The organism is Micromonospora sp. LOL_025 (assembly GCF_048060285.1).
GTDB lineage: Bacteria > Actinomycetota > Actinomycetes > Mycobacteriales > Micromonosporaceae > Micromonospora.
Window position 1 is genome coordinate 121,485 of the sequence record NZ_JBHMIR010000012.1, and the last position, 22,724, is coordinate 144,208.

A 22,724-nucleotide genomic window follows, 5' to 3' on the forward strand; every position below is an offset into this window, starting at 1 on the left:
CAGCGGGCGTATGTCGGCGGCCGTACGGGCGTCATGCGGCGAACTCGATCCGGCTGTGGTCGCCGACCACGAGCCGGCTTCCGGCCGCCGGACTGAGGCTGACCGTGGCGGAGCGGCCGATCAGGCAGCCGCGCAGCCCACGGACGGCGGTGATCGAGGCGTCCGCGAGCACGATCGAGTCGGCCACCTCGGCGTCGACGAGCCGGCAGCCGGGCCCGATCGCGGTGTGCGGGCCGATCCGGCAGCCCTCGACCACGGCGCCCGCGCCGATGACCACCGGTCCCTCGACGCGGCTGGCGACGATGCGGGCGCCCGGCTCCACGACCACGGCGCCGGTCAGCTCGCTGGCCGGATCGACGGTGCCGGCGATCGCGCGCGGCTGACCGTCGAGCAGGTGCCGGTTGCAGGCCAGCAGGTCCGCCACCTGGCCGGTGTCGCGCCAGTACCCGTCGTACTCGCTGGCGCGCACCTCGGCGCCGCTGGTGACCAGCCACTGCACCGCGTCGGTGATCTCCAGCTCGCCGCGCGCGCTGGGCGTGATGGCGTCGACGCCGGCGTGGATGGCCGGGGTGAAGAAGTAGACGCCGACCAGGGCGAGATCCCCGCGTGGCTGCCGGGGCTTCTCCACCAGGCGGCGTACCGTGCCGTCGGGGCCCAGCTCGACGATGCCGAAGGCGCGCGGATCGTCCACCTTGTGCACGAGCACCTGGGCCGCCGGTCGGTGGCGGCGGAACTGGTCGGCGTACCGGGCCACGCCGTCGGGCAGCATGACGTCGCCGAGGTACATGACGAAGTCGTCGTCGCCGAGGAACGGCCGGGCCAGCCGGACGCAGTCGGCCAGCCCGCGGGGCCGGTCCTGACGCAGGTAGGTCAGCCGCACCCCGAGGCGGGAGCCGTCGGCGAGGACCTCGCCGATCTGGTCGGCCCAGGCGCCCACGATCACGCCGATCTCGGTCACGCCGGCGTCGCGGACGTTCTCCAGCACGTGCTCCAGGACCGGCTTGTTCGCCACCGGGACGAGCTGCTTGGGCATCGAGTGGCTCAGCGGGCGCAGCCGGGTGCCGGCGCCGCCGGAGAGCACCAGGGCCTTCATCGCGTCCCCCCGGCGTCGGCGCCCCGTCGCCCGGGCGGGCCGGCCACCGGCCGTGGCGTCCGGTCAGTCACCGGTGCCGCCCTGCCGCTGCTCGACGGACTTGCGCAGGCCGTCGACGACCGTTCGTACGTCTGCATCGTCCAGTCCCTGGTGGAGCGGTAGGAGGAGGGTGGTCCGCGCCGCCTCGTCGGCGCCGGGCAGGTGCCGGCCGCCGCCGTACGCGGACACCTTGTGCAGCGGCGCGTAGCGGAACGTGGTGTAGATCCCGACGTCGAGCAGATCGGCGGCCACCTGGTCGCGGATCGCCGGGTCGAGCTGCACCCAGTAGAAGTAGTGCGAGCTGCGCTGCCCGGCGGGCAGCGGCGGGGGGAGCCGGACGCCCTCGACGTCGGCGAGCAGCCGGTCGTACTCCGCGGCGATCTCCCGCCGGCGCGCGACGAACCCGGGCAGGCGGCGCAGCTGGACCAGGCCGATCGCCGCGGTGAGGTCGTTGCCGACCACCCGGCGGCCGAACTCCCGCACGTCCAGCTCCCACCAGCGGTGCGGCACGCCCTTGCCGGCGGCGGAGAAGCCGCTGGCGTGCTCCAGGCCGTGGTACGCCAGGCGGTGGGCCCGCCGGGCCAGTTCCGCGTCGCGTACGTGCAGCATCCCGCCGTCGCCGGTGACCAGGATCTTCATCGCGTCGAAGCTCCACATGGCGATGTCGCCGAAGCTGCCGCAGGGACGCCCGTCGACGGTCGACGCGACGGCACACGCCGCGTCCTCCACCAGCGCGACCCCGCGCCGGCGGCACAGCTCGGCGATCTCGGCCACCTCGCCCGGAACGCCGCCGTAGTGCAGCAGGATCACCGCCTTCGTGGTGGCGGTCAGGGCCCGCTCCACGTCGGCGACGGACGGGTTGAGCGTGCGCGGGTCGACGTCGCAGAAGACCGGCCGGGCACCGGCCGAGGCGATGGCGTTGGCGGCGCCGACGAAGCTGATCGAGGGCAGCACCACCTCGTCGCCGGGCCCCAGGGCCAGCAGCTCCACGGCGAGGAAGAGCCCGGCCGTGGCCGAGTTGATGAAGATGGTTCGCTCGGGCACCAGCCCGGCGTGCGCGGCGAACTCCTGCTCGAACTCCCTGGTACGCGGCCCGTGCCCCAGCCAGCTGCTGTCGAAGACGGCGCGCACGGCGTCGAGCTCCTCGGCGCCGAGGGTCGGCTGGAAGACGTTGATCATCGCTTCTCCTGTGGTCGAGGACGCCCGTGCACCGGCGGCGACGCGGGGCGGCGGCGGGCAGCCGGCAGCGGGGCGGCGCGGGGCGCGCCACCCGGGTGGGCCGCGGGCGGGCGGTGCGGGACCGGACGGTGCCGGCGGGCGTCCGGAGGAGCCCGCCCGCCGGCGGCGACGGCGGTGTCAGGTCAGGCCCGATACCGCCGGGTGAGCTTCTCCAGCACCGGGACGGTCTCGGTCGGGCTGGGCGTGGCGAGCAGGTCGTCGTAGAGGGAGTCGGCCCCCTGCCGGAACGCCGGCTCGTCCAGCACGCGGACGAGCTGCTTGCGCATCGCGTCCACGGAGAGGTTCTTGATGTCCAGGACCAGCCCCGCGCCGCGCGCGGCGACGCAGCGGGCGGTCACCGACGACTCGATGTGCTTCGTGGCCATCGACCACTCCAGGCCGTCGGCCTCGATGGTGATCATGCCGTTGTCGTCGTCGGAGTCGGTGATCAACTGCGGCACCCGCAGCGCCACCGCGCTGGCGAAGGTGCCCATGCCGCCGTGGTGCACCATCGCCGAACAGGACGGCAGCAGCTGGGTCAGGGGCAGGTAGTCCACCGCGCGGACGTTCTTCGGCAGGGTGGGCATGCCGGCCAGCTGGTCGGCGTTGAGCGTGGCGACCACCTCGACGTCCAGGTCGGAGACCATCTCCAGCAGGCCGGGCACGTGGTCCCAGCCCCCCTTGAAGTACATCCGCTGGGACAGCCCGAGGGAGAGCGCGACGCGGGGCCGCTCCGGCCGGTGGTGCAGCCACCGGGGCAGCACCGTCTGCCCCGAGTAGGGCACCCAGCGCGTCGGCACGGTCCTGACGCTGGTCGGCAGGCGTACGCCCGGGGGAGTGGGGTCGACGGTCCACTGACCCAGCAGCAGCTCGTCGTCGACCTCCAGCCCGTACCGCTCGGCCGCCGGCCGCATGGTCTCGACCAGCGGGTTCTCCTCCGGTCCCGGTCCCGGCCGGGCGGCGGCCTCGGCGAAGCGGTCCATGGTCGAGGCGAAGTAGTCCAGCCCCCAGAGCAGCCGCGCCTGCGCCGCCCCGGCGACGCGCGCCGCCACCGCGCCCGCCGGGAAGCAGGGGTCCCAGAGCACCAGGTCGGGCTGCCAGTCGCGGGTGAAGGCGACCAGGTCGTCGAGGACCGGGTGCGGGTCGCGGGCGGTGGACCCGACCGGGTGGAAGTCCCACATGGACGGCAGCATGAACTGGTAGAAGACGTCCCAGACCTCCTTGTCCGCCGGCGTCAGCTCCAGCGCCTCGGTGATCCGGTCGAGCCGCTGCTTGACGCTGCGCGGCTGCGGCCGGCCGGGACCCATCGGCATGATCTCCGGGTCGCCGACCGCGACCGGGGTGAGCCCGACCGCCAGCGTGCTCTCCGCCAGGACGGGGTGCGACGCGACGCGGACCTCGTGGCCGGCGCTCTGCAACGCCCACGCGAGCGGAACCAGCGGGTACAGGTGGGCCGGGTTGGGCCACAGGGCGAACACGACGCGCATGTCTCTCCTCGGTTGTGCGGGTCCTGGTGGGTGCGGTGCGGCGGTCGGCGGAACGGGTCAGAGCTTGCGGGCCACCCCGGCGTACATCCGGTCGGTGGAGGTGGCGTCGGGGTCGTCCTGCCGCCAGCGGCCGGTCGGCACGAGCCCCGGCGCGACGAGCTCGAAGCCCTCGAAGAGGTCGGCGATCTGCGCGGCGGTCCGGTAGACCATGGGCGCGGTGGCGTTGCGGTAGCTGTCCTCCATCATCCGGCGCTCCTCGTCCGGCCCGCCCTCCACGCAGAGGTGGGACAGGGCCAGGTAGGAGCCGGGCGCCATCCGGTCGCGGAAGGCCCGGATGATGCCCTTCGGGTCCTCGCTGTCGCGGATGAAGTGGAAGACCGCGATGAACAGCACCCCGACGGGCTGGGAGAAGTCGATCAGGGACTTGGTGTCCGGGTGGTCGAGGATCGAGCCGGGGTCGCGCAGGTCGGCGGTGAAGATCCCGGTGTTGGCCCGCTCGTCCTCGGTGAGCAGGCGCTTGCCGTGCTCGGCCACCGCCGGGTCGTTGTCCACGTAGATCACCCGGGGCTGCGAGACGGCGCGCCGCGCCACGTGGTGGGTGTTCTCCTGGCTCGGCAGGCCCGCCCCGACGTCGATGAACTGCCGGATCCCGCACTCCTCGGCGAGGTGCCGGACGGCGCGGCCCAGGAACCGCCGGTTCTCCCACACCACGTCGCGGGTGAGCGTCTGTCCGACCCGCCCGATCACGGCCTCCGCCGCGGCCCGGTCCACCGGGTAGTTGTTCGTGCCGTGGAGGAAGTAGTCGTACATCCGTGCCGGCGACGGCCGCTCCACGGACTGGGCAGGTTCTGTCGACATCGGTCTCTCCTCGTGCGTCGCTGGTTGGGAGTGCGGGTGGGGGCCGGCCCCGACGGGGCCGGCCCCCGGGGTCAGCCGGTGACGGGGCTGCTCTGGTGCGAGAGGAGCAGCGGGCGGCCGTCGTCCTGGCGGACGATGATCCAGGTGGCCCGGATGTGCCGCTCGGGGGCGACCTCGCTCTCGCCGGCGAGGATGATGCCGCCGCCGGTGACCACCATGGCGACGTCCGGGTGGAGGAAGTTCACCGACACCGGGTAGCCCTTGACGTAGGCGCCCCGGTACGGGCCCGCGAACCCCTTGGTCATGAAGGCGCGGATCTCGTCGCGGCTGGTCAGCTGCTCGTCGCCCATGAGCAGGCTGCCGTTCTCCGCGAAGAGGTCGGCGAAGAAGTCCGGGTCGTTGGCCTTCCACGCCGCCTGGATCAGCTGCGGTACGGCCAGGACGGCCTTTTCGTCGTCACTGACGAATTCCCGGTAGTAGGAGTGGTCCTCCGCGACGCGGGCGGCCTCGAGGATCTCCGTCGCGTCGCCCCACCGCGACGCTGCCTTGGTGGTCATGGGTGCTCCTTGCCGATCGTCACGGGGAATGGACGGTCACCAGCGCAGCGTCGCGCCGGCGCCGCGCGGGCTGTTCTGGTAGCCGGCGAGCTTCCACTCGCCGTCGCGCTTGACGACGACCCACGTGGAGCGGACGGCGAGCTCCGGGGCGATCTCGGTCTCGCCGGGGGCGAGGATGCCGCCGTGGGTGCGCAGCAGGGCGACCTCGTCGTTGACGAACCGCACGTCGACGGGGTTGCCGGTGACGCCGGTGCCCTTGAACGGGCCGGCGTACGCGGCGGCCATGAACGAGTAGATCTCGTCGCGGCCCTTCTTGTAGACGTCGCCGGGGAGGATGAGGACGCCGTCCTCGGTGAAGCTGTCGGCGACGCCGGCGGCGTCGTTGCGGCTCCAGGCGGCGACCAGCCGCAGCGGAACGCCGAGGGCCTCCTTCTCCTTCTCGCTGGTGAAGGGCCCGTAGTAGGCGTCGAGGTCGGGTCGGTTGGCCTGGGTGGTCGTGGTCATGGGGGTGCTCCTTCGTCGGTTCGGGCGGCGGGATGCGCCGACGCCGGGTACCGGTCGTGATCGCTACCCCGAATCGTTGCCGGGGCCCGTCACCGACTGCATCTCTCTGATTGCGCTGCCGCGCCGGCCGGGGCACGCTGCCGCGCCAACCGGGGGGCACGGGGCACGCGGCGGTCCCAGCCGTTCGGGGCGGAACGGGGGTGGGCGGCGGCGAATCCCGCGAGACCGCACTTGCGGAGATGCGTCGACCTCCGGCGGGAGCAGACGATGCCAGGGCCACCCCAGGCGGGGCGCGCCCCGAGCGACCGCGCCGCCCGCCGCCGGTGACGGACGGCCGGACCGGACGCGACCGGGGCGGATGCCCCCGCTGGCCCGGTCCCGTGCCGTGCGCCCGGCGGTCACGCGGCGGTGGTGTAACCGCCGAACCGACGATTTTCGAGGAGGTCAGGGTGGACGTCACCCAGACGGTGCCCGGCACGGAACTGGTGCGTCGCGCGACGGAGCTGGTGCCCCTGTTGCAGAAGCACGCGAGCTGGTCCGAGGAGAACCGCCGCATGCACGACGAGGTGGTCGAGGCGATGGCCGACGCCGGCCTGTTCCGGATGCGGATCCCGAAGCGCTACGGGGGGTACGAGTCGGACACCCGGACGCTGACCGACGTGACGGCCCAGCTGGCCCGGGGGGACGGCTCCGTCGCCTGGACCGCCTCGGTGTGGTGCATCCCGGGCTGGATGGTCGGGATGTTCCCCGACGAGGTGCAGGACGAGGTCTTCGGCACGCCCGACGTGCGGGTCTGCGGCACGCTGAGCCCGACCGGCAACGCGCAGCCCCGGCCGGGCGGCGTGCTGCTCAACGGCCAGTGGGGCTTCATCAGCGGTGCCCTGCACAGCCAGTGGCAGGAGATCATCGCGATGGGGGCGGCGCCGGACGGCACCCCGATGCCCCTCATGATGCTGGTGCCCATGTCGGACCTGGAGGTCGTCGACGACTGGCACACCGCGGGGATGCGGGGCTCGGGCAGCGTCACCACCGTCGCCCGGGACGTCTTCGTGCCGCAGGAGCGGGTGCTGCCGCTGCCGGCCGTGCTCCAGGGCCAGTACGCCTCGAAGCTCAACGCCGAGTCGCCGATGTACCGGGCGCCCCTGCTCGGCGTCGCCGCCGCGTCCTCGGTCGGCACCGTGATCGGGCTGGCCAGGGCCGCCCGGGAGGCGTTCTTCGAGCGGCTGCCCGGCCGGAAGATCACCTACACCGACTACGCCAGCCAGGCCGAGGCGCCGGTGACCCACCTCCAGGTGGCCGAGGCGACGCTGAAGGCCGACCAGGCCGAGTTCCACGGCTACCGGGTCGCGGACCTGACCGACAGCAAGGGCCGCTCGGGTGAGCCGTGGACGCTCGAGGAGCGGGTCCGTTCCCGCGCCGACGTGGGCGCGGTCTGCCAGCTGGGCCGCGAGGCGGTGGAGGTGCTGGCCCTGGCCAGCGGCGGTTCCTCGGTCTACAGCTCGGTGCCGATCCAGCGGATCGCCCGGGACGTGCACACGGTCAACCTGCACGCCCTGATGACCCCGCAGACCAACTTCGAGCTCTACGGCCGGGTGCTCTGCGGCCTGGAGCCGAACAGCTTCTACATCTGACACCGGGCCCGGGCGGCGGCACCCGGCGACGCCGGGTGCCGCCCCGGATCCGTACCAGCTGCGCTGATGTCACGCCTGCGGGCGGGCACGCGACGAGGAGGGGTGGATGTACGACTATGTAATCGTCGGGGCGGGATCGGCGGGCTGCGTGCTGGCCGCGCGACTGAGCGAGGATCCCGACGTCCGGGTCTGCCTCGTCGAGGCCGGCCCGGCGGACACGGCGCAGAACGTGCACGTTCCGGTGGCGTTCGGCCAGCTGTTCCGTACCCAGCTCGACTGGGACTACGACACGCACGACGAGCCGCACCTGCACCGTCGCCGGATCTACCTGCCCCGCGGCCGGGTGCTGGGCGGCACCAGCTCGATCAACACGATGATCTACATCCGGGGCCACCGGTCCGACTTCGACGGGTGGAACCAGCCCGGGTGGAGCTTCGACGAGCTGCTGCCGTACTTCAAGCGGTCGGAGGACAACGAGCGCGGCGAGTCGGCCTACCACGGGGCGGGCGGGCCGCTGCGGGTCTCCGACGGCCGCTCCCGCAACCCGATGTCCGCCGCCTTCGTCGCCGCCGCCCAGGAGGCGGGCTTCGGCGCCAACGACGACTTCAACGGCGCCGAGCAGGACGGCTTCGGGCTGTTCCAGCTCACCCAGCGCGACGGCCGGCGCGCCAGCAGCGCCACCGCCTTCCTGCACCCCGTGGCCGACCGGCCCAACCTGACCGTCGAGGTCAACCTCCAGGTGCACCGGGTGCTGGTCGAGAACGGCCGGGCGGTGGGCGTGGTGGGCCAGCGGCTCGGCGAGGACATCGAGATCCGGGCCGAGCGGGAGGTGGTGCTCTCCGGCGGGGCGTACAACTCGCCGCAGCTGCTCATGCTCTCCGGCATCGGGCCGGCGGCGCTGCTCACGGCGCTCGGCGTGCCGGTCGTGCTGGACCAGCCGCAGGTCGGGCAGAACCTCCAGGACCACGTCCTGGTGCCGTTGATCTACGCCCACTCGCACCCGGTCAGCCTGATCGCCGCCGGCACCCCGGACGATCTCGAGCAGTTCATGTCCGAGGGACGGGGGCCGATGACCTCCAACGGCCCGGAGGCGGGCGGCTTCGTCCGGACCTCCGACGGCCTGGCCGCGCCGGACGTGGAGTTCCTCTCCGCGCCGGTGATGTTCGCCGACAACGGCCTGGGCACGCCCACCGACCACGCCCTGTCCTACGGCCCGTCGATGCTGGCGCCGCGCAGCCGGGGCAGCGTGCTGCTCGCCCTGGCCGATCCCACCGCGAAGCCGAAGATCGTGCACAACTACTTCGCGGAGGAGTCCGACCTGGACGACGCGGTGGCCGCGCTGCGGATCGGGCTGGACATCGCCCGGCAGCCGGCCCTCGCGCCGTACACGGAGCGTCCGTTCCGGCCGCCGGCGTCGGCGTCCGACGCCGACCTGCGGGACTACGTCCGCCGGTACGCGCACTCGATCTACCACCCGGCCGGCACCTGCGCCATGGGCGCCGTGGTCGACGCGGAGCTGCGGGTCCTCGGCGTCGACGGGCTGCGGGTCGCGGACGCGTCCGTGATGCCCCGCCTGGTCAGCGGCAACCCGAACGCCGCGACCATCGCCATCGGCGAGAAGGCCGCGGACCTGATCAAGGGGGTGGCCGCGGCCACCGAGCCGGCGCTGGCCGCCGGTGCGGCGGGCCCGGCGCGGTAGCGCGTCGGGCGGGGCCGCGGCCGGCGACGCGACCGGCCGTGGCCCGAGGCGGTGACCCCAGCGGTACCCGCGCCGGCGCGACCGGAGCGCCGGCGACCACTCACATCCGACACCCGGCAGAGGAGCACACCATGACCAACAAGGCAGCGTCGCTGGTCGAGCAGTCCAAGCAGTGGGCGAAGCACTACGGCCCGTACAGCAACGGCGAGGAGGGCCACGCCTTCACCGCGCCGCTGCGGGTGCGGGCCAACTGGGACGCCAACGACGCCGACGCCATCGCCGAGATGTTCACCGACAACGGCAGCATGCTGATGGGCGACGACCAGCTGACCACCCGCGACGAGATCCGCGCCTGGCTGACCGACGCGTTCGCCGGCCCGTACAAGGGGGCCCGGATGACCTTCGAGCCCGTCGAGATCAGCATGCTGCACCGGGACTCCGCCCTGATCGTCGCCGAGGGCGGCATCCTGCTGGCCGGCGAGACCGAGGTCACCCCCGAGCGGAGCAGCCGCATCGTCTTCGTCACCGTCCGCGTCGACGACGACTGGCGGGTCCTGTCCTACCAGTCGAGCCCGGTCAAGGGCTGACCCGACCACCCCGTCGACCCGGGCCCGGGCGCGGGAGGCGACGACCGGCTCCGGCCGGCGGCGTCCCGCTCCCGGGCCCGGCCGCGTCGTACCCGCGTCCGCCGCCGGCCCGCAGCCGGCGGCGGTTCGTCGTACGTCCCGTTCCCGGGCCGCCCTTCGTCGCCCACGGCCCGGCCGCCCTTCGTTCCGTCTCACGACGAGGACCGCCGGGGCCGGTGGTCGGCGTGCTCGCGGCACCGTGGCCCCGGCCCGCGGCCGCGCCCGGCCCTGGTGCCGACCCGGCCGGGCGCCGCCGGCGGTACGGCCGTGGCGGTACGGCGGTGGCGGGGGCCGCGCACACGGAAGCGACCACGGCGCTCGGCCGTGGTCGCGGGTGGCCCGTGCGCCCCGGCGGTCCGGCCGGGGCGCACGGGACGTCAGGAGGTGGCGAACTGTCCCGGCCGCCGCCCCGGGCCGGCCGGCCCCCGGTACGCCTGGGCGATGTCCAGCCAGTGGTGCGCCTCGGCGCCGATGGCCTTCAGGGACAGGTCGTCGCGGTGCCGGCGCCGGGTCACCAGGAGGCAGAAGTCCTCGGCGGTGCCGTTGACGATCTGCTCGGCGTCCGGCGGCCCGAAGTCCCAGACCGCGCCCGACGGTGCGGTGATGACGAAGCGGAACGTGCTGGTGGGCACCTCCAGCCCCCGTGCCAGGTAGCCGAAGTCCCAGGTGCGGACCGCGAACTCGACCAGCGGCCGGAGCCGGTCGGTGCGGCGGCGGCGTACGCCGAGGGCGTCGGCGATGTCCTGGCCGTGCCCGAACAGCTCCATCATCCCCGCCGCGGCGAGCACCGGCGCCGGGAGCGGCCGGACGAGCCAGGGCACCGGCTGTCCGACCGGTACGGCGGCGAGGGCCTTCTCGGCGGAGGCCCGCTCCTCGCGCCACCGGGCCAGCAGCGCCGCCGGCGCCTCCGCCAGGTACGGAGCCATCGCGGCGTTCACGTTCGCGTCGAAGTCGCCGCTCATCCGCGACATGAGGGCCTTGAAGCCGTCCGGGTCGGCGGCGGCCAGGCCGGCCATCCGGAAGGTGGCGGTCAGGTGGGCGATCTGGTGCGCGACCGTCCAGCCCTCGGCGGGGGTGGGGGTCCGCCACCCGGCGTCGTCCAGCTCGGCGACCATGCGGTCGACCTCGTCGCCCTCGGCCTCAAGGGCGGCGAACACGTCCTGTTCTGCCACGCGCTCATCCTCTCGCTGCGGTGCCGCCCCGACCCGGACGGACGATGTGGACCCCGGGCGTCGTCGCGGGGGGTGACCTCGACCGGTGCGGTGGCGCACGTCGCCGGCGCCGTACGGCCGGCGGTTGACGGGGGAGCCGGCCGATCGGGTCGGTGCCGGCGCCTCAATCATCGGCGGGTGGCGTGGCGGGTGTCTTCTCCCACTGTGCGGAGCGCGACCTGCGTCCACGTTCCGGTCCGCCGCCGGGCGGGACCTCGCGGCCCGGCCCGACCGTCTCCGGGACCTCGCGGCCCGGCCCGCCGTCGGGCGGCGGGGTGGCGTCGACCGGCGGTTCCACCTCGTCGCCGGCCGGGCGCCCGCGCAGCCTCAGCGCGAACAGGCCGCCGAGCAGCAGGACGCCCACCACCACCCCGAGGGCCGGCCGGACGGCGGGCAGGAACGCGTCGGCGAACGCGCCGGCGGCCACGTCGCGGTACCGGTCGGCGAGCTCCGGCGGGGTCCCGGGCGGCACGACGAACCCGCCGGCCTGGCCGGCGCCCAGCTTGACGCCCTCTCCGGCGGCCCCGCCGAAGCCGTGCAGGAAGTCCGCCCGGGTCTCGGGAGGCAGCTGCGCCGCGCCCGCCCGGGCGGCCTCGGGCAGGGTGTCGGCGAGCCGGTGTTGCAGGACGGCGCCGACGACGGCCGCGCCGAGCGCGCCGCCGACCTGGCGTGCGGTGTTGAGCACGCCCGCGGCGGCGCCGGCCAGCTGGGCGGGGACGTGGCGCATCGCCTCGGTGGTGGTCGGCGCGATGGACGCCCCCATGCCGATGCCGACGGCGATCAGCGGCAGGACGAAGGTGCCGGCCGTGGAGTGCGGCGTGACCAGCAGCGCCATGCCCAGCACGCCGAGCGCGTACACGGTGAGGCCGACCGCGAGCAGGCGCCGGCCGCCGAGCCGGTCGGTGAGCCGCCCGGCGACCGGCGCGACGGCGCTGAGCACCACCGTCCACGGCAGCGCGGCGAGGCCCGACTCCAGCGGGCTCATGCCGAGCAGCGCCTGCGTCTCGATCACGAAGACCAGCAGGAAGCCGTACAGCCCGAAGGAGCTGACGAGCGTGATCAGGGTCGCCGGGCCGAAGTTGCCGAGGCGGAACAGCCCGGGCGGGACGAGCGGCTCCCGCTGCCGGCGCTCGCGCAGCGCGAAGGCGATCCCGCACAGCCCCGCGGCGGCCAGGATCGCCGGGATGCTCACGGGCCCGCGTACCGTGCCCCAGTCGTGCCGCTCGCCCTCGATGAGGGCGTACATGAGGCCCACCAGCGCGGCGGTGGCCAGGAGTACGCCGACCACGTCGAGGTGGCGCGGCCGGCGGGTGCGCAGGTCGGGCACGAGCCACCAGGCCAGGGCGACGCCCGCCACGCTGAGCGGCACATTCAGGTAGAAGATCCACTCCCAGCCGAGCCGGGTGATCACGAGACCGCCGAGGGTGGGGCCGCTGACGGCGGCCACGCCCGCGACGGCGGTGAAGATCCCGAAGGCGGCGCCCCGTCGCGCGGCCGGGAAGATGCCGGAGATGAGGACCAGCGCCTGCGGCAGCAGTGCCGCGGCGCCCACGCCCTGCACCACCCGCGCGGCGATGAGCTGCCCGGGGGACTGGGCCGCCCCGCAGAGCACCGAGGCCACCGCGAACACCGCCATGCCGGCCATGAAGACGGTACGCGGGCCGAACAGGTCGCCGAGGCGTCCGGCGACGATCAGCAGCGACGCCAGCGCCAGCAGGTAACCGTTCAGCACCCAGAGCATGCTGTCGATCCCGGTGTCCAGGGAGCGCATCATGTCCGGCACGGCGGTGTTGACGATGCTCGTGTCGAGCAGGATGAGGAAGTTGCCGAGGCACAGCACCAGCAGGGCCGCCCACGGGTTGACCGGTCTCGGTCGCGGCGGCGTCGTCACCGGGTCGACGCCCCGCTCCGGGTCACGGCTCGTCCGCACGCGACGCCTCCTGCTCGACGGCGGCGTCGGCGCCGGGTACGCCGAGCGGGGCGGGCCGGAGGCCGTCCCCGTGCAGGGCCGCGCCGATCCGGCGGGCCGTGGCGAGGCTCGCCCAGGCCGTGACCGTGACCAGCGTGGCGTCGTCGGCGCCGCCGTCGCGGCAGGCGGCGACGTCGGCGTCGGTCACCCGGTACGGCGCGAGCGCGGTCAGCAGCGCCAGCCGGGCGACGGGTCGCTCGGCCGGCGCCAGTTCGGCGACGGCGGCGTCGAACCACCGGCCGCCGCCCGGCTCCGGCGGCGGCGGGTCGGCCAGGCAGGCCAGGATCCGCCGCCGGACGTGCTCCGGCAGGGCGGCCCGCCCGGCGTGGTGGACCGCCTGGCCGGCCCGGGCGAAGGCGGCGGCCACGTGCGGCTGGCCGACGGCCCAGGCCAGGTCGGCCTCCGGCGGCGCGGGCGGCAGCAGCTCCAGGGAACGGCCGGGCGGCCGTCCGGTGCGCGCCAGCGCCCCCATGATGCGGGCGGCCGTCCGCCGGACCCCGGCGCGGATCCCGGCCGGCGCCGGCGGCAACGGGGAGTCCTGGACGAAGACGCTCACCATCCGGTTGAGGTAGTGGAAGGCCACCGCCACGCCGATCAGTTCCGGCCCGTGCGCGGCGGGGAACGGCGGGGGACGGCGGCGCGCCGTGCTGCCGTCCCCGCTGTGCCGGGCCCACTCGGCCAGGGCCCGTAGCCGGGGGTCGCCGATCCCGCCGATCCCGGCGCCCAGCCACCCGCCCGGGTCGCCCAGCAGCCCGGCCGCCGTGGCGCCGTGCACCTCCACGCAGTACGGGCACCGGTTGCTCTCGGAGACGGCGGCGGCGACCACCTCCTTCGCCTCGCGACCCACCAGCCCCTCGGCGAGCAGCGTCTCGCGCAGCATCAGCCAGCAGGCTCGCAGCACGTCGGGGGCGGGGGAGTGCAGCAGCACCGGGGGCGCGAGGACGCCGAAGTCGTCGGCCATCTGCCGGTAGACCCGCGCGACGGGCCCGTCGGCGGCCTCCGGGGCGACCGGCGTCACGTGTCGGACGTGGGTCAGCATGGTGCGGCTCGTGACCCGAGCCAGTCGCCTGCCCATCGGTCTCCTTCCTGGTCGGGTGGACCGGGGCCGGGGGCGGGTGCTCCCCCGGCCCGCCGTGGTCCTAGCTGGGCACGACCTGGGGCACCGCGGTGACCGTCCCGTCGGGCAGCGAGCCGTGGTAGGTGACCGGTACGCCGCGCTCCTGCGCCGCGCGGACGATGCCGGGCACGGCCCGTTCGGCGAGCGCGGCGATGGTGAGGGCCGGGTTGACGGTGAGCGCGCCCGGCACCGCCGAGCCGTCGGTGACGAAGATGCCGGGGTGCTGCCGCAGCTCGTGCCGGTCGTCGAGGGCCGACGTCGCCGGGTCGTCGCCGATCCGGCAGGACGACAGCGGGTGCACCGTGTACGCGCCGACCACGTCGTTGGTCCACGGCATCACCCGGGCCAGCCCGTCACGCTCCAGGATGTCCCGGGCGTCCGCGTCGGCGGCGGCCCAGCCCCGCAGGGTGTTGGCGGTGGGCCGGTACCTCAGCGGCCCCCGGCCGAGCATCTGCTGGGAGATGCGGTCGGCGTTGCCGGTCGCCGGCGGCGGCCCGAAGACGCCCTCGTTGTCGTCCTCCGACATCGTGAAGAGCGTCAGCCACGACTGCCAGCGGCGCAGCATGTCCTTCTTGGCCAGGCCGAACCAGCTCGGACCCTGCGCGTCGGGCACCTGGGCGAGGATCGTGCCCAGTCCCAGCGGGAAGAAGAGCTGCTCCAGCGAGTACCGCTCGTACTCGGGCAGGTCCGGGTCGAGCCGGTCCCAGGTCGCCACCGTGGGCCCGCGGCCGATCTGGTTGGCGTCGTAGCCCTTTCCGTTGGGGCGGCTGAGCCCGAGCACCTCCCGGACCCGGTCGTCGTCGAAGACGGCCGTGTTGAGCCGCTCGCCGTTGCCGGAGAAGTACCGGCCGACGGCGGGGGGCATCGTGCCCAGGGTGGGCTCCGAGCGTTGCAGGATCACCGGGGTGGCCCCGGCCCCGGCCGCCACGATGACGATCTTGGCGTCGATCGTCCCGCTGTCGTGCAGGATCCGGTAGTCCTCCGCGTCGACGATGCGGTAGTGCACCCGGTACCCGCCGTCCTCGGTGCGGGAGAGGTGCTGCACCTCGTGCAACGGCCGGATCTCGGCGCCGTGCGCCAGGGCGGCCGGCAGGTAGTTGAGCAGCAGGGAGCGCTTCGCGTCGAAGCGGCACCCCGCCATCATCCAGTTGCAGTTGGTGCACTTGTCGACGTCCACGGCCGACGGCACCGGGTTGGCCGTGCGCCCGGCGTGCGCGCAGGCCGCCGCGAACAGGCCGCCGGCGTACGGCACCTTGTCCCAGCTCTGCATCGTCACCGGCAGCGACTCGCAGACCCGGTCGTACCAGGGGTCGAGCGTGGCGCGGGTGATGGCCGCCGGCCACATCCGGCGGCCGATGCTGCCCTGCCGCTCGAAGACGAACTGCGGCGCGCGCGGCATGGTGGCGAAGTAGACGACGCTGCCGCCGCCGACGCAGTTGCCGCCGAGCACGCTCATCCCGTCGCCGACGGTGAAGTCGAAGATCCGGGTGTACGACGAGCCGAGCTTGAAGTCGTGGTCGAACTCCTCGCTGGACAGCCACGGTCCGCGCTCCAGGACCACCACCCGGGCCCCGCCCGCGGCCAGGTGGTAGGCCGGGATCGCGCCGCCGAAGCCGCTGCCGATCACCACGACGTCGGTGCTTGCGCTACTGGTCATGCCGGGCTCCCTGTGGGGGTGGTGTGTGGGTGCAGTCGTGACAGCGGGCGTCCGTAGGAGTACTCGGGGAACCGCCACAGCCCGTCGGCGTCGGGCTTGGTGATGCCGATCGCCAGCAGCCCCGGGTGCCCGGCGGCGAGGGCGTCGACGGTGTTCATGTGCGCGGCGCTGTCGTAGGCCATGTTGCTGAACAGCGCGAGCCCCACCCACATCTCCTTCTCCGGGTTGTCCGGGGCGAGCAGGTGGCTCAGCAGCGCGGTGCGGTGGTCGAACGCGAGCGCGACGAAGGGCGGCACCGCCGGGTCGAGGGTCAGGCCGTTCGCCTCGGCGTACCCGGTCGCGTGCGCGTTGAGCGCCTCACTGAGCGTCCCCAGCATCAGCGCCAACCCGCCGGCCGGGTCCTCCATCAGGGCCAGCGCCCCGCTCTCGACGGCGCCGCCGTCGGCCGAGACGCCGGCGATCGCCCGGTCGTCGGCGGACCGCTTCGCCCCGGGGACGATGGTGTCGGCGAACGCTTCCAGCGTCAGCACGCGTGCCTGCTGCTCCTCGGGTGTTTCCGGTTGCACGGCGGCTACCTCCTTCTGGGGCGGGCGCGTCGGTTACCGGTCCCGCCATGACGTTTTTCGGGCAGCCTTGACCACCGCCCGCTAGGGCGACGGAGACAAGGGATGAAATGGTGGTCGCGCGGAATGCTCTCCGTGCGGTGTGGACGGTGCGCGAAGTTCTGCATCATCGTGGCTACCGACGCAGGTGGGACGCATCTTCTGTTTTGCTGAGGCCGATCTCCGACGGCCGGGGCGATTGGCGCGGAAATTGCGCGCACGGGAGGCGGGGGCGCAATTTCCGCGCCACGTTCCGCGCCGGGCGGCGGCGACCGATACCCGCGGTGGACGCGTCGGGCCGTCCCGGGCGGCGGGCACCGCGCTCCGGCCGCGGCGCACGGCGGGGCCGGACCCACGGGCGGGCCCGATGCGCCGGAGCTGCGGCTCGTCCCGGCGGTCCGGCTCGTCCCGGCGGCCCGGTCCGGCGGTCCGGCCCGCGCAGTCGGGGCGGCGGTCCGGACGTGTCAGGGGCCGGCCGGGGTGGGGGTCGGGCCGGGCGGGGGTCAGGCCGGTTCGGCGGCGCGGCGCGACGCGACGGTCGCCGGGAGCGCGGCGAGACCGGCCTGCCGGCGGCTCAGCCGCCCGGTCCGGTGCAGCCAGCGCACGGTGTCGGCCAGGGTCTCGTCCAGCGACCGGCTCGCCGGCCCGAGCAGCTCCTCGGTGGGCGTACCGTCCATCGGGCGGGCCGTGGCGCACAGGTAGATGGCGCCGTGCTCGGCGGGCAGGTGCACGGGCGAGAGCCGCTGCGCCGCGCTGACCAGATGGCCCATCGGCAGCAGGGCCGGGGCCGGCAGCCGGAGGGTGGGCAGGGCCCGCCCGGTGACCCGACGCAACGCGTCGACGAACTCCCGGGTCGTGACGTACCGGCCGGGGGCCGGGAAGCGGCGGGGACCGCGCCCCGGTTCGAGCACCGCCGCGTGCAGCCGGGCGACGTCCCGCACGTCGCCGACGGGGAAGCCGCCGGTCGGCCACAGCGGCATCAACCCGCGCAGCACGTTGCGCACCCGGGTCGTCTGGTCGCCCAGGTGCGGGTCGCCGGGTCCGAGCGAGGCCAGCGGGTAGGTGATCACCACCGGCGCCCCGTCGTCCTGGTGCCGGCGCGCGACGTGCTCGGCGGCGGCCTTGCTGCTCAGGTACGCCTCGCGGGGCGCGCCGACCGGCGAGTCGACGGTCAGCGTCGGCCCCGCGGCCGGCAGCAGCGCGCCGAAGGTGGAGACGTGCACGATCGGGTCGAGGCCCGCCGCCCGCGCCGCCCCGAGCACCAACTCGGTGCCGCGGAGGTTGACCGCCCGCATCCGCGCCCGGTCCCGCGAGTCGAAGCTGTACACGCCGGCGGCGTGCAGCGCGGCGGCGCAGCCGTCGGCGGCCAGGGCCACGTCGGCGGGGTCGGTGACGTCGCCGGTGACCAGCTCCACGCGCCCGGCGTCGGCGCCCAGCGCCGTCAGCACCCGGCGGGCGCGGGCCGGGTCGCGCACGAGCAGCCGGACCCGGTGCCCGGCGTCGAGGACGGCCGCCGTCGAGTGCGAGCCGATGAATCCGGTGCCACCGGTTACCAGGACCAGCATCGCGACTCCCGCGGGTGGGGGACTGGGTCGTCGCCCATCATGGGCGGGCGCCGCCGGGCCCTCCTTCTCCCAGGGTGCTCAACCGGCGTCGATGGCGTTGCCTGCGCCCCCGGACTCCCAATACTGGCATTGCCGCAGTCGTGGGAGCCGTCGTCGTGACCGCCCGGCGGGGCGGCGCAGAGCAGGAGGCAGATCATGATCGCTCGTCGGGTGGCCTCGTCGGTGGTCCAGCGCCAGGTCAACTACGTCACGCCGGTGCCGCAGGGGTCCGCACGGGGCCTGGTGGACGCCGTCTACCGCCAGGTCGCGCAGGAGATGCAACTGGTGGTGCCGCCGGCGCAGCTGCACTCCCCGTCGCCGGAGGTGCTGGCGGCGTACTGGATGGTGATGCGGGAGCCGCTGCTGCCGACGGAGAACGTGGACCGGGCGACCAAGGAGGCGGTGGCCGCCGCCGTGTCCGTGGCGAACATCTGCCCGTACTGCGTGGACATGCACAGCGTCGGGCTCTACGAGCTCTCCACGGAGCACGACGCGGAGGCGATCGTGGCCGACCGGCTCACCGAGATCGCCGACCGGCGCATCCGCGTGGCGGCGGAATGGGGTCGTACGGCGCACCAGCCGCAGACCTCGCGGCCGGTCCTGCCGTTTCCGGAGCGGGACCGTCCGGAGCTGGTCGGCGTGGTGGTGGGCTTCCACTACATCGCCCGCGTGGTCAACGTGTTCCTCTCCAACTTCCTGCTCCCGCCGGGGCTGACGCCGCGGGCGCGCCGGCGCCTGAAGCGGGGCATCGGCTGGGTGTTGCAGGGGACGCTGCGCGACGCCCGGGAGCCGGGCCGCTCGGTGGAGCTGCTGCCGTCGGCGCCGCTGCCGGCGGAGGCCGCCTGGGCGGCGGGCAGCCCGCACGTGGCCGGGGCGATGGCCCGCGCCTACGCGGCGTTCGAGGCGGCCGGCGAGCGGGCGGTCCCGCCGGCGGTCCGGGAGCTGGTCGCGGAACGCCTCGACGCCTGGCGCGGGGAGGAGACCGGCCTGAGTCGACAGTGGTGCGAGCGGCTGATCGCGCCGCTGCCCGAGGCGGAGCGGGCCGCCGGCCGCCTGGCCCTGCTGACCGCGTTCGCCTCCTACCAGGTCGACGAGGAGGTGGTCACGGAGTTCCGCCGCCACCGGCCAGGCGACGCGGCCCTGGTCGACGCGGTCGCCTGGGCCAGCTTCGCGGCGGCCCGCCGGGTCGGCACCTGGTACGCCCCCGCCGGCTCGCCCGAGCCGGTCTGACGTGGTCCCGACACGATCTGCGCAACATTGGAGACGCGTCGGCGTGTCCGAGCCGACACGCTGGGTGAGGGGCGTGGTGTTCTCGCGCCCGTGACCCTTCCAAGGAGGAAACGTGACGAGCTACCAGGCGACCCTGCCCGGAGCGTCCGGGCGGTGGGCGGCACTCAACGGCGCGCACCATCGGGCGGCCCTGAACGCCTTTCTCGTGATCGTGCTGGCGCACTGGGCCGAGCACCTGGTGCAGGCGTACCAGATCTGGGGCCTGGGCTGGTCGCGGCCCGAGGCGCGCGGGGTGCTCGGCATGCCGTTCCCGTGGCTGGTCAGCTCGGAGTGGCTGCACTACGGCTACGCCATCGTGATGCTCGTCGGGCTGTGGATGCTGCGCCCCGGCTTCGTCGGGCGCAGCCGGAGCTGGTGGACCGCCGCCCTGGCGATCCAGTTCTGGCACCACATCGAGCACCTGCTGCTGCTGTTGCAGGCGCAGACCGGCCGGCACCTGTTCGACAGCCCCGTGCCCACCAGCCTGCTCCAGGTCGTGATCCCCCGGGTCGAGCTGCACCTGTTCTACAACACGGTCGTCTTCGTGCCGATGGTGATCGCGATGTACCTGCACCTGCGGCCCTCCGCGGCGGAGGCGGAGCTGATGTCGTGCAGCTGCCGGCAGCCCGAGGCCGCCGCGCAGCCGTCATGACCACCGTGGACGACGCCCGTCCGCCCGCGCCGCCCACGTCTGCCGGGGCGGTGCGGCGGGCGGCCGTCGTCGTCGCGGTGGGCGTCGTGCTGTCGATCGTGGCGCTGCTGGCCTTCGGCACCCCGGCCGCCAGCCGCAGGATGATGCTGAACCCGGGCGACGGGTCGGTCGTCGCTGCCGCGCCCGCCGAGGTGTCGCTCACGCTCGGCGGCGCCGAGTCGACCGAGAACCCGCACCTGGCGGTCACCGGACCGACCGGGGCGACCGTCTCGACCGGGAGGCCGGCCTTCCGCGACGGCCGCCTGGCCGTGCGGGTGCGCGACGCCGGGCCGGGCGCCTACCGCGTCGCCTACCGCGCCCTGTTGCCCGACAACCGGGAGGTCTCCGGCCTGGCCGGCTTCACCGTGACCCCCGGCGCCGTCCCGGCCGGGCCCGTCGCCGCGCCGGTCGGGGACGTGACCGCCGGCCACGACCACGCCCGGATCGACGGCATCAACGGCGTGCTCCTGCTGCTCGACCTGGGCCTCGTCGCGGTGGCCCTGCTGCTGATGTTCCTCCGGCCGCAGCGGACGAGGGGACCCGTCGCAGGTCCGTGACCCGCCCCACGGGCGGCCCCGCGGGGCCGCCCGTGGGGCGGATGAGCGCACAGCAGAAGAGGCGGCCCCGACCGGCGCGAGGTGACGATGAAGTCACCCGCCGGCCGGGGCCGGCGTCGTCGTACCGACAGGGGGATCTGCCATGCCGACGGTACTGGGCTCCGTGCGTCGACTGCTGATGGCGCCGACGCTCGCGGAGGTGACCTTCGCCCGTCGGGGCTTCCCCGGCCCCGCCACGGAGGTCACCCGCCGACTGGAGGCGGTTCCGCAGTCGGTGGTCTGCGGATTCGAGTGGGGCATCGACACCCGCGACCCGTGGGAGCTGGAGCGCCGGCTCGCGCTCGTCGACCGGGAACTGCTCGGCTTCGCCTACGAGGGCGCCACGATGGCCTGCACCATCCTCGACGTGATGGGGCCCCGGCGCGGCACCCGCACCCGCGACCTGCTGCGGGGCCCCGGCGCGCCGCACCTCTTCCTCGCCTACATCGGCATCGGGTTCGCGATGGCACGCCTGCCGCGACCCCTCTGGCGGCACGTCGTCCCGGACCTGACGGGCTCCCCGTACCACCCGACGATGACCTGGCTGGCCGTGGACGGCTACGGGTTCGACCGCGCCTACTTCGACCTCGACCGGTGGGTGACCCGGCAGGAGCGGCTGGCGACGTACCCGTGGCAGGGTCACGGGGACTACTTCCTCCGGGCCACCGACCAGGGCCTCGGACGGGCGCTGTGGTTCATCCACGGCGCCCGCACCGCCGACGTGGCCGGGGCCGTGCGGGCCTTCGCCGCCGACCGGCACGGCGACCTGTGGAGCGGGGTGGGGCTCGCCGCCACCTTCGCCGGGGGCGCCGACGCCGAGGCGCTCGACGCGCTGCGCGCCGACGCCGGCCCGTGCGCGCCGGACCTGGCCCAGGGCGCGGTCTTCGCCGCCAAGGCCCGCAGCCACGCCGGGCACGTGCCGGCGCACAGCGAGGCGGCCATGCACGCGCTCGGCGGACGGTCCGTGGCCGCCGCCGCCGCTCTCGCCGACGACGTCGCGGTCAGCGCGGAGCCGGCCGGACGGCTGCCCGCGTACGAGATCTGGCGGCGCAACGTCCGCGCGCACTTCGAGCCGGCCGGCATCGGTCACGGCCGCTGAGCACCGCCCGCGTCGTCCCCCGGGCGCTCGCCGTGCCGCCGCGCGTCAGCGGAACGTGAATGTTCCTGATAGTTGCGACGAGTGCGCAAGGTTGAAGAAATCAATCCTTCTCGCGCTTGCCATCATCGAATTGGATGTCATCCCGGTAAACGGAAACACCGACCCTTTGGGGGAACGTGCGATGCAGAGCCTGCGTGATCTGCGGCGCAGAATCCTGACGCCAAATATCTCCGAGACGAAAATGGACGTGCGCGGATTCCACGTGAAGAACGAGGAATCGAAGGCACTGCTCGAAACCGTCGGCGCCTCATTCCTCGCCGGTTACGGATACGCCGCCGAGGCGCCGACGACCGCGGCGGCCGAACGCCGTCTGGAAACGGTGCCGTCGCGTTTTCGCGGCTTCGCGTACGAGGGCGCCGGGATGGGCTTCGCCGTCCGGGACGCGCTGCGGCCGGGCCGCCCCCGGCACGTGGCGGGCCTGCTCGCCGGCCGGGGCGACGCGCACGTCTACATGGTGTACGTCGGCGTGGGCTGGGCGATGGCCCGGGTGCCCCGGGTCCGCTGGGGCCAGCTGTACGCCCCGGACCCGCTGCTGCGGTGGCTGGTGCTCGACGGCTACGGCTTCCACCAGGCGTACTTCCACACCGACCGGTACGTGTACGGGCAGTACCGCCACCCGCGCTTCCCGTGGCCGGCCGAGGGCCCGCGCGAGTACGCCGACCGGGTCATCGACCAGGGCATCGGGCGGGCCACCTGGTTCGTGGGCGGCACCGACGTGGACCGGGTCACGGAGATCTTCGCCGCGTTCCCCGCCCACCGGCGGGCCGACCTGTACGCCGGTGCCGGCCTCGCCGCCACCTACGCCGGGGGAGCCACCGAGGCGGACCTGCACCGGTTCCGCGACCGTGCCGGCGACTACCGCGTGGACCTCGCCCAGGGCAGCGCCTTCGCGGCCGGGGCCCGGGTGCGCGCCGGCCTGGTCGTCCCGCACAACGAGATCGCCACGCAGGTGTTCTGCGGCATGTCCACCGCCGAGGCGTCGAAGGTGACCGACGTGACCCTGCCCCGCGGGCAGGACGGCGGCACGCCCGCCTACGAGCGGTGGCGCCAGGCCATCGCCGCGGAGTTCGAGGGGCGGTGCTGATCGTGGCGCCCCACCCACCGGCCAATCCCGCGCCCCGGCGGTCCACCACCGCA

20 protein-coding genes are annotated in these 22,724 nt (G+C 74.6%); 8 read left to right on the plus strand and 12 right to left on the minus strand.

Annotated elements, in window-relative coordinates; all coding sequences use genetic code 11:
* Window positions 1-31 precede the first annotated feature (31 nt).
* From ACFHW0_RS17495 to ACFHW0_RS17520, 6 genes are all read right to left on the minus strand, one after another.
* On the minus strand, window positions 32-1,093 hold the full coding sequence (locus ACFHW0_RS17495; protein WP_416608906.1) for a glucose-1-phosphate thymidylyltransferase: 1,062 nt from the start codon (window positions 1,091-1,093) through the stop codon (window positions 32-34).
* A 63-nt stretch (window positions 1,094-1,156) separates the two neighbouring features.
* Window positions 1,157-2,311, minus strand: coding sequence for a DegT/DnrJ/EryC1/StrS family aminotransferase (locus ACFHW0_RS17500; RefSeq protein WP_416608908.1), 1,155 nt, complete (start codon window positions 2,309-2,311; stop codon window positions 1,157-1,159).
* Window positions 2,312-2,493: 182 nt separating this feature from the next.
* On the minus strand, window positions 2,494-3,837 hold the full coding sequence (locus tag ACFHW0_RS17505) for a nucleotide disphospho-sugar-binding domain-containing protein (RefSeq protein ID WP_416608910.1): 1,344 nt from the start codon (window positions 3,835-3,837) through the stop codon (window positions 2,494-2,496).
* Window positions 3,838-3,894: 57 nt separating this feature from the next.
* The gene (locus ACFHW0_RS17510; RefSeq protein ID WP_416608911.1) at window positions 3,895-4,695 is read right to left on the minus strand and encodes an SAM-dependent methyltransferase; all 801 of its coding nucleotides are present in this window, start codon (window positions 4,693-4,695) and stop codon (window positions 3,895-3,897) included.
* Between the two features lie 71 nt (window positions 4,696-4,766).
* Window positions 4,767-5,252: an SgcJ/EcaC family oxidoreductase gene (locus tag ACFHW0_RS17515; protein ID WP_327028756.1), complete on the minus strand. Its 486-nt coding sequence runs from the start codon at window positions 5,250-5,252 to the stop codon at window positions 4,767-4,769.
* Between the two features lie 36 nt (window positions 5,253-5,288).
* Window positions 5,289-5,756: an SgcJ/EcaC family oxidoreductase gene (locus tag ACFHW0_RS17520; RefSeq protein WP_416608914.1), complete on the minus strand. Its 468-nt coding sequence runs from the start codon at window positions 5,754-5,756 to the stop codon at window positions 5,289-5,291.
* 449 nt (window positions 5,757-6,205) lie between these two features.
* Between ACFHW0_RS17520 and ACFHW0_RS17525 the strand changes: the two genes are divergently transcribed.
* The 3 genes from ACFHW0_RS17525 (at window position 6,206) to ACFHW0_RS17535 (ending at window position 9,673) form a co-directional block, all read left to right on the plus strand.
* Window positions 6,206-7,387: an acyl-CoA dehydrogenase family protein gene (locus ACFHW0_RS17525; protein WP_416608915.1), complete on the plus strand. Its 1,182-nt coding sequence runs from the start codon at window positions 6,206-6,208 to the stop codon at window positions 7,385-7,387.
* A gap of 106 nt (window positions 7,388-7,493) precedes the next feature.
* The gene (locus tag ACFHW0_RS17530; protein WP_416608917.1) at window positions 7,494-9,086 is read left to right on the plus strand and encodes a GMC family oxidoreductase; all 1,593 of its coding nucleotides are present in this window, start codon (window positions 7,494-7,496) and stop codon (window positions 9,084-9,086) included.
* 131 nt (window positions 9,087-9,217) lie between these two features.
* Window positions 9,218-9,673, plus strand: coding sequence for an SgcJ/EcaC family oxidoreductase (locus ACFHW0_RS17535; RefSeq protein WP_416608919.1), 456 nt, complete (start codon window positions 9,218-9,220; stop codon window positions 9,671-9,673).
* Window positions 9,674-10,089: 416 nt separating this feature from the next.
* On the opposite strand, the gene ACFHW0_RS17540 is transcribed toward ACFHW0_RS17535, so the two are convergent.
* The 6 genes from ACFHW0_RS17540 to ACFHW0_RS17565 all read right to left on the minus strand — a co-directional run bounded on the left by ACFHW0_RS17540 (window position 10,090) and on the right by ACFHW0_RS17565 (window position 17,833).
* Entirely contained in the window at window positions 10,090-10,884 is a 795-nt protein-coding gene (locus ACFHW0_RS17540) for a TIGR03084 family metal-binding protein (protein ID WP_416608921.1), read from the minus strand.
* A gap of 163 nt (window positions 10,885-11,047) precedes the next feature.
* Entirely contained in the window at window positions 11,048-12,853 is a 1,806-nt protein-coding gene (locus ACFHW0_RS17545; protein ID WP_416608922.1) for a DHA2 family efflux MFS transporter permease subunit, read from the minus strand.
* On the minus strand, window positions 12,837-13,931 hold the full coding sequence (locus ACFHW0_RS17550) for a hypothetical protein (protein ID WP_416608957.1): 1,095 nt from the start codon (window positions 13,929-13,931) through the stop codon (window positions 12,837-12,839). Before ACFHW0_RS17550 ends, ACFHW0_RS17545 begins: the two co-directional genes overlap by 17 nt.
* 100 nt (window positions 13,932-14,031) lie before the next feature.
* Window positions 14,032-15,666: an FAD-dependent oxidoreductase gene (locus ACFHW0_RS17555; protein WP_416608924.1), complete on the minus strand. Its 1,635-nt coding sequence runs from the start codon at window positions 15,664-15,666 to the stop codon at window positions 14,032-14,034.
* Window positions 15,663-16,232 (minus strand): DUF5987 family protein, encoded by a 570-nt coding sequence (locus tag ACFHW0_RS17560; protein ID WP_416608926.1) that lies wholly within the window; start codon window positions 16,230-16,232, stop codon window positions 15,663-15,665. The genes ACFHW0_RS17555 and ACFHW0_RS17560 overlap by 4 nt, the downstream gene beginning before the upstream one ends.
* Window positions 16,233-16,771: 539 nt before the next feature.
* The gene (locus ACFHW0_RS17565) at window positions 16,772-17,833 is read right to left on the minus strand and encodes an SDR family NAD(P)-dependent oxidoreductase (RefSeq protein WP_416608928.1); all 1,062 of its coding nucleotides are present in this window, start codon (window positions 17,831-17,833) and stop codon (window positions 16,772-16,774) included.
* 195 nt (window positions 17,834-18,028) lie between these two features.
* Here ACFHW0_RS17565 and ACFHW0_RS17570 point away from each other — a divergent pair, with 195 nt between their 5' ends.
* From ACFHW0_RS17570 to ACFHW0_RS17590, 5 genes are all read left to right on the plus strand, one after another.
* Window positions 18,029-19,102, plus strand: coding sequence for a carboxymuconolactone decarboxylase family protein (locus ACFHW0_RS17570; RefSeq protein ID WP_416608930.1), 1,074 nt, complete (start codon window positions 18,029-18,031; stop codon window positions 19,100-19,102).
* A gap of 112 nt (window positions 19,103-19,214) precedes the next feature.
* The gene (locus ACFHW0_RS17575) at window positions 19,215-19,793 is read left to right on the plus strand and encodes a hypothetical protein (protein ID WP_416608932.1); all 579 of its coding nucleotides are present in this window, start codon (window positions 19,215-19,217) and stop codon (window positions 19,791-19,793) included.
* Window positions 19,790-20,389: a copper resistance protein CopC gene (locus ACFHW0_RS17580; RefSeq protein ID WP_416608934.1), complete on the plus strand. Its 600-nt coding sequence runs from the start codon at window positions 19,790-19,792 to the stop codon at window positions 20,387-20,389. Before ACFHW0_RS17575 ends, ACFHW0_RS17580 begins: the two co-directional genes overlap by 4 nt.
* Before the next feature lie 142 nt (window positions 20,390-20,531).
* Window positions 20,532-21,527, plus strand: coding sequence for a DUF1702 family protein (locus ACFHW0_RS17585; protein ID WP_416608936.1), 996 nt, complete (start codon window positions 20,532-20,534; stop codon window positions 21,525-21,527).
* A 181-nt stretch (window positions 21,528-21,708) separates the two neighbouring features.
* Window positions 21,709-22,671, plus strand: a complete 963-nt coding sequence (locus ACFHW0_RS17590; protein ID WP_416608959.1) for a DUF1702 family protein — start codon at window positions 21,709-21,711, stop codon at window positions 22,669-22,671.
* Window positions 22,672-22,724: the final 53 nt, after the last annotated feature.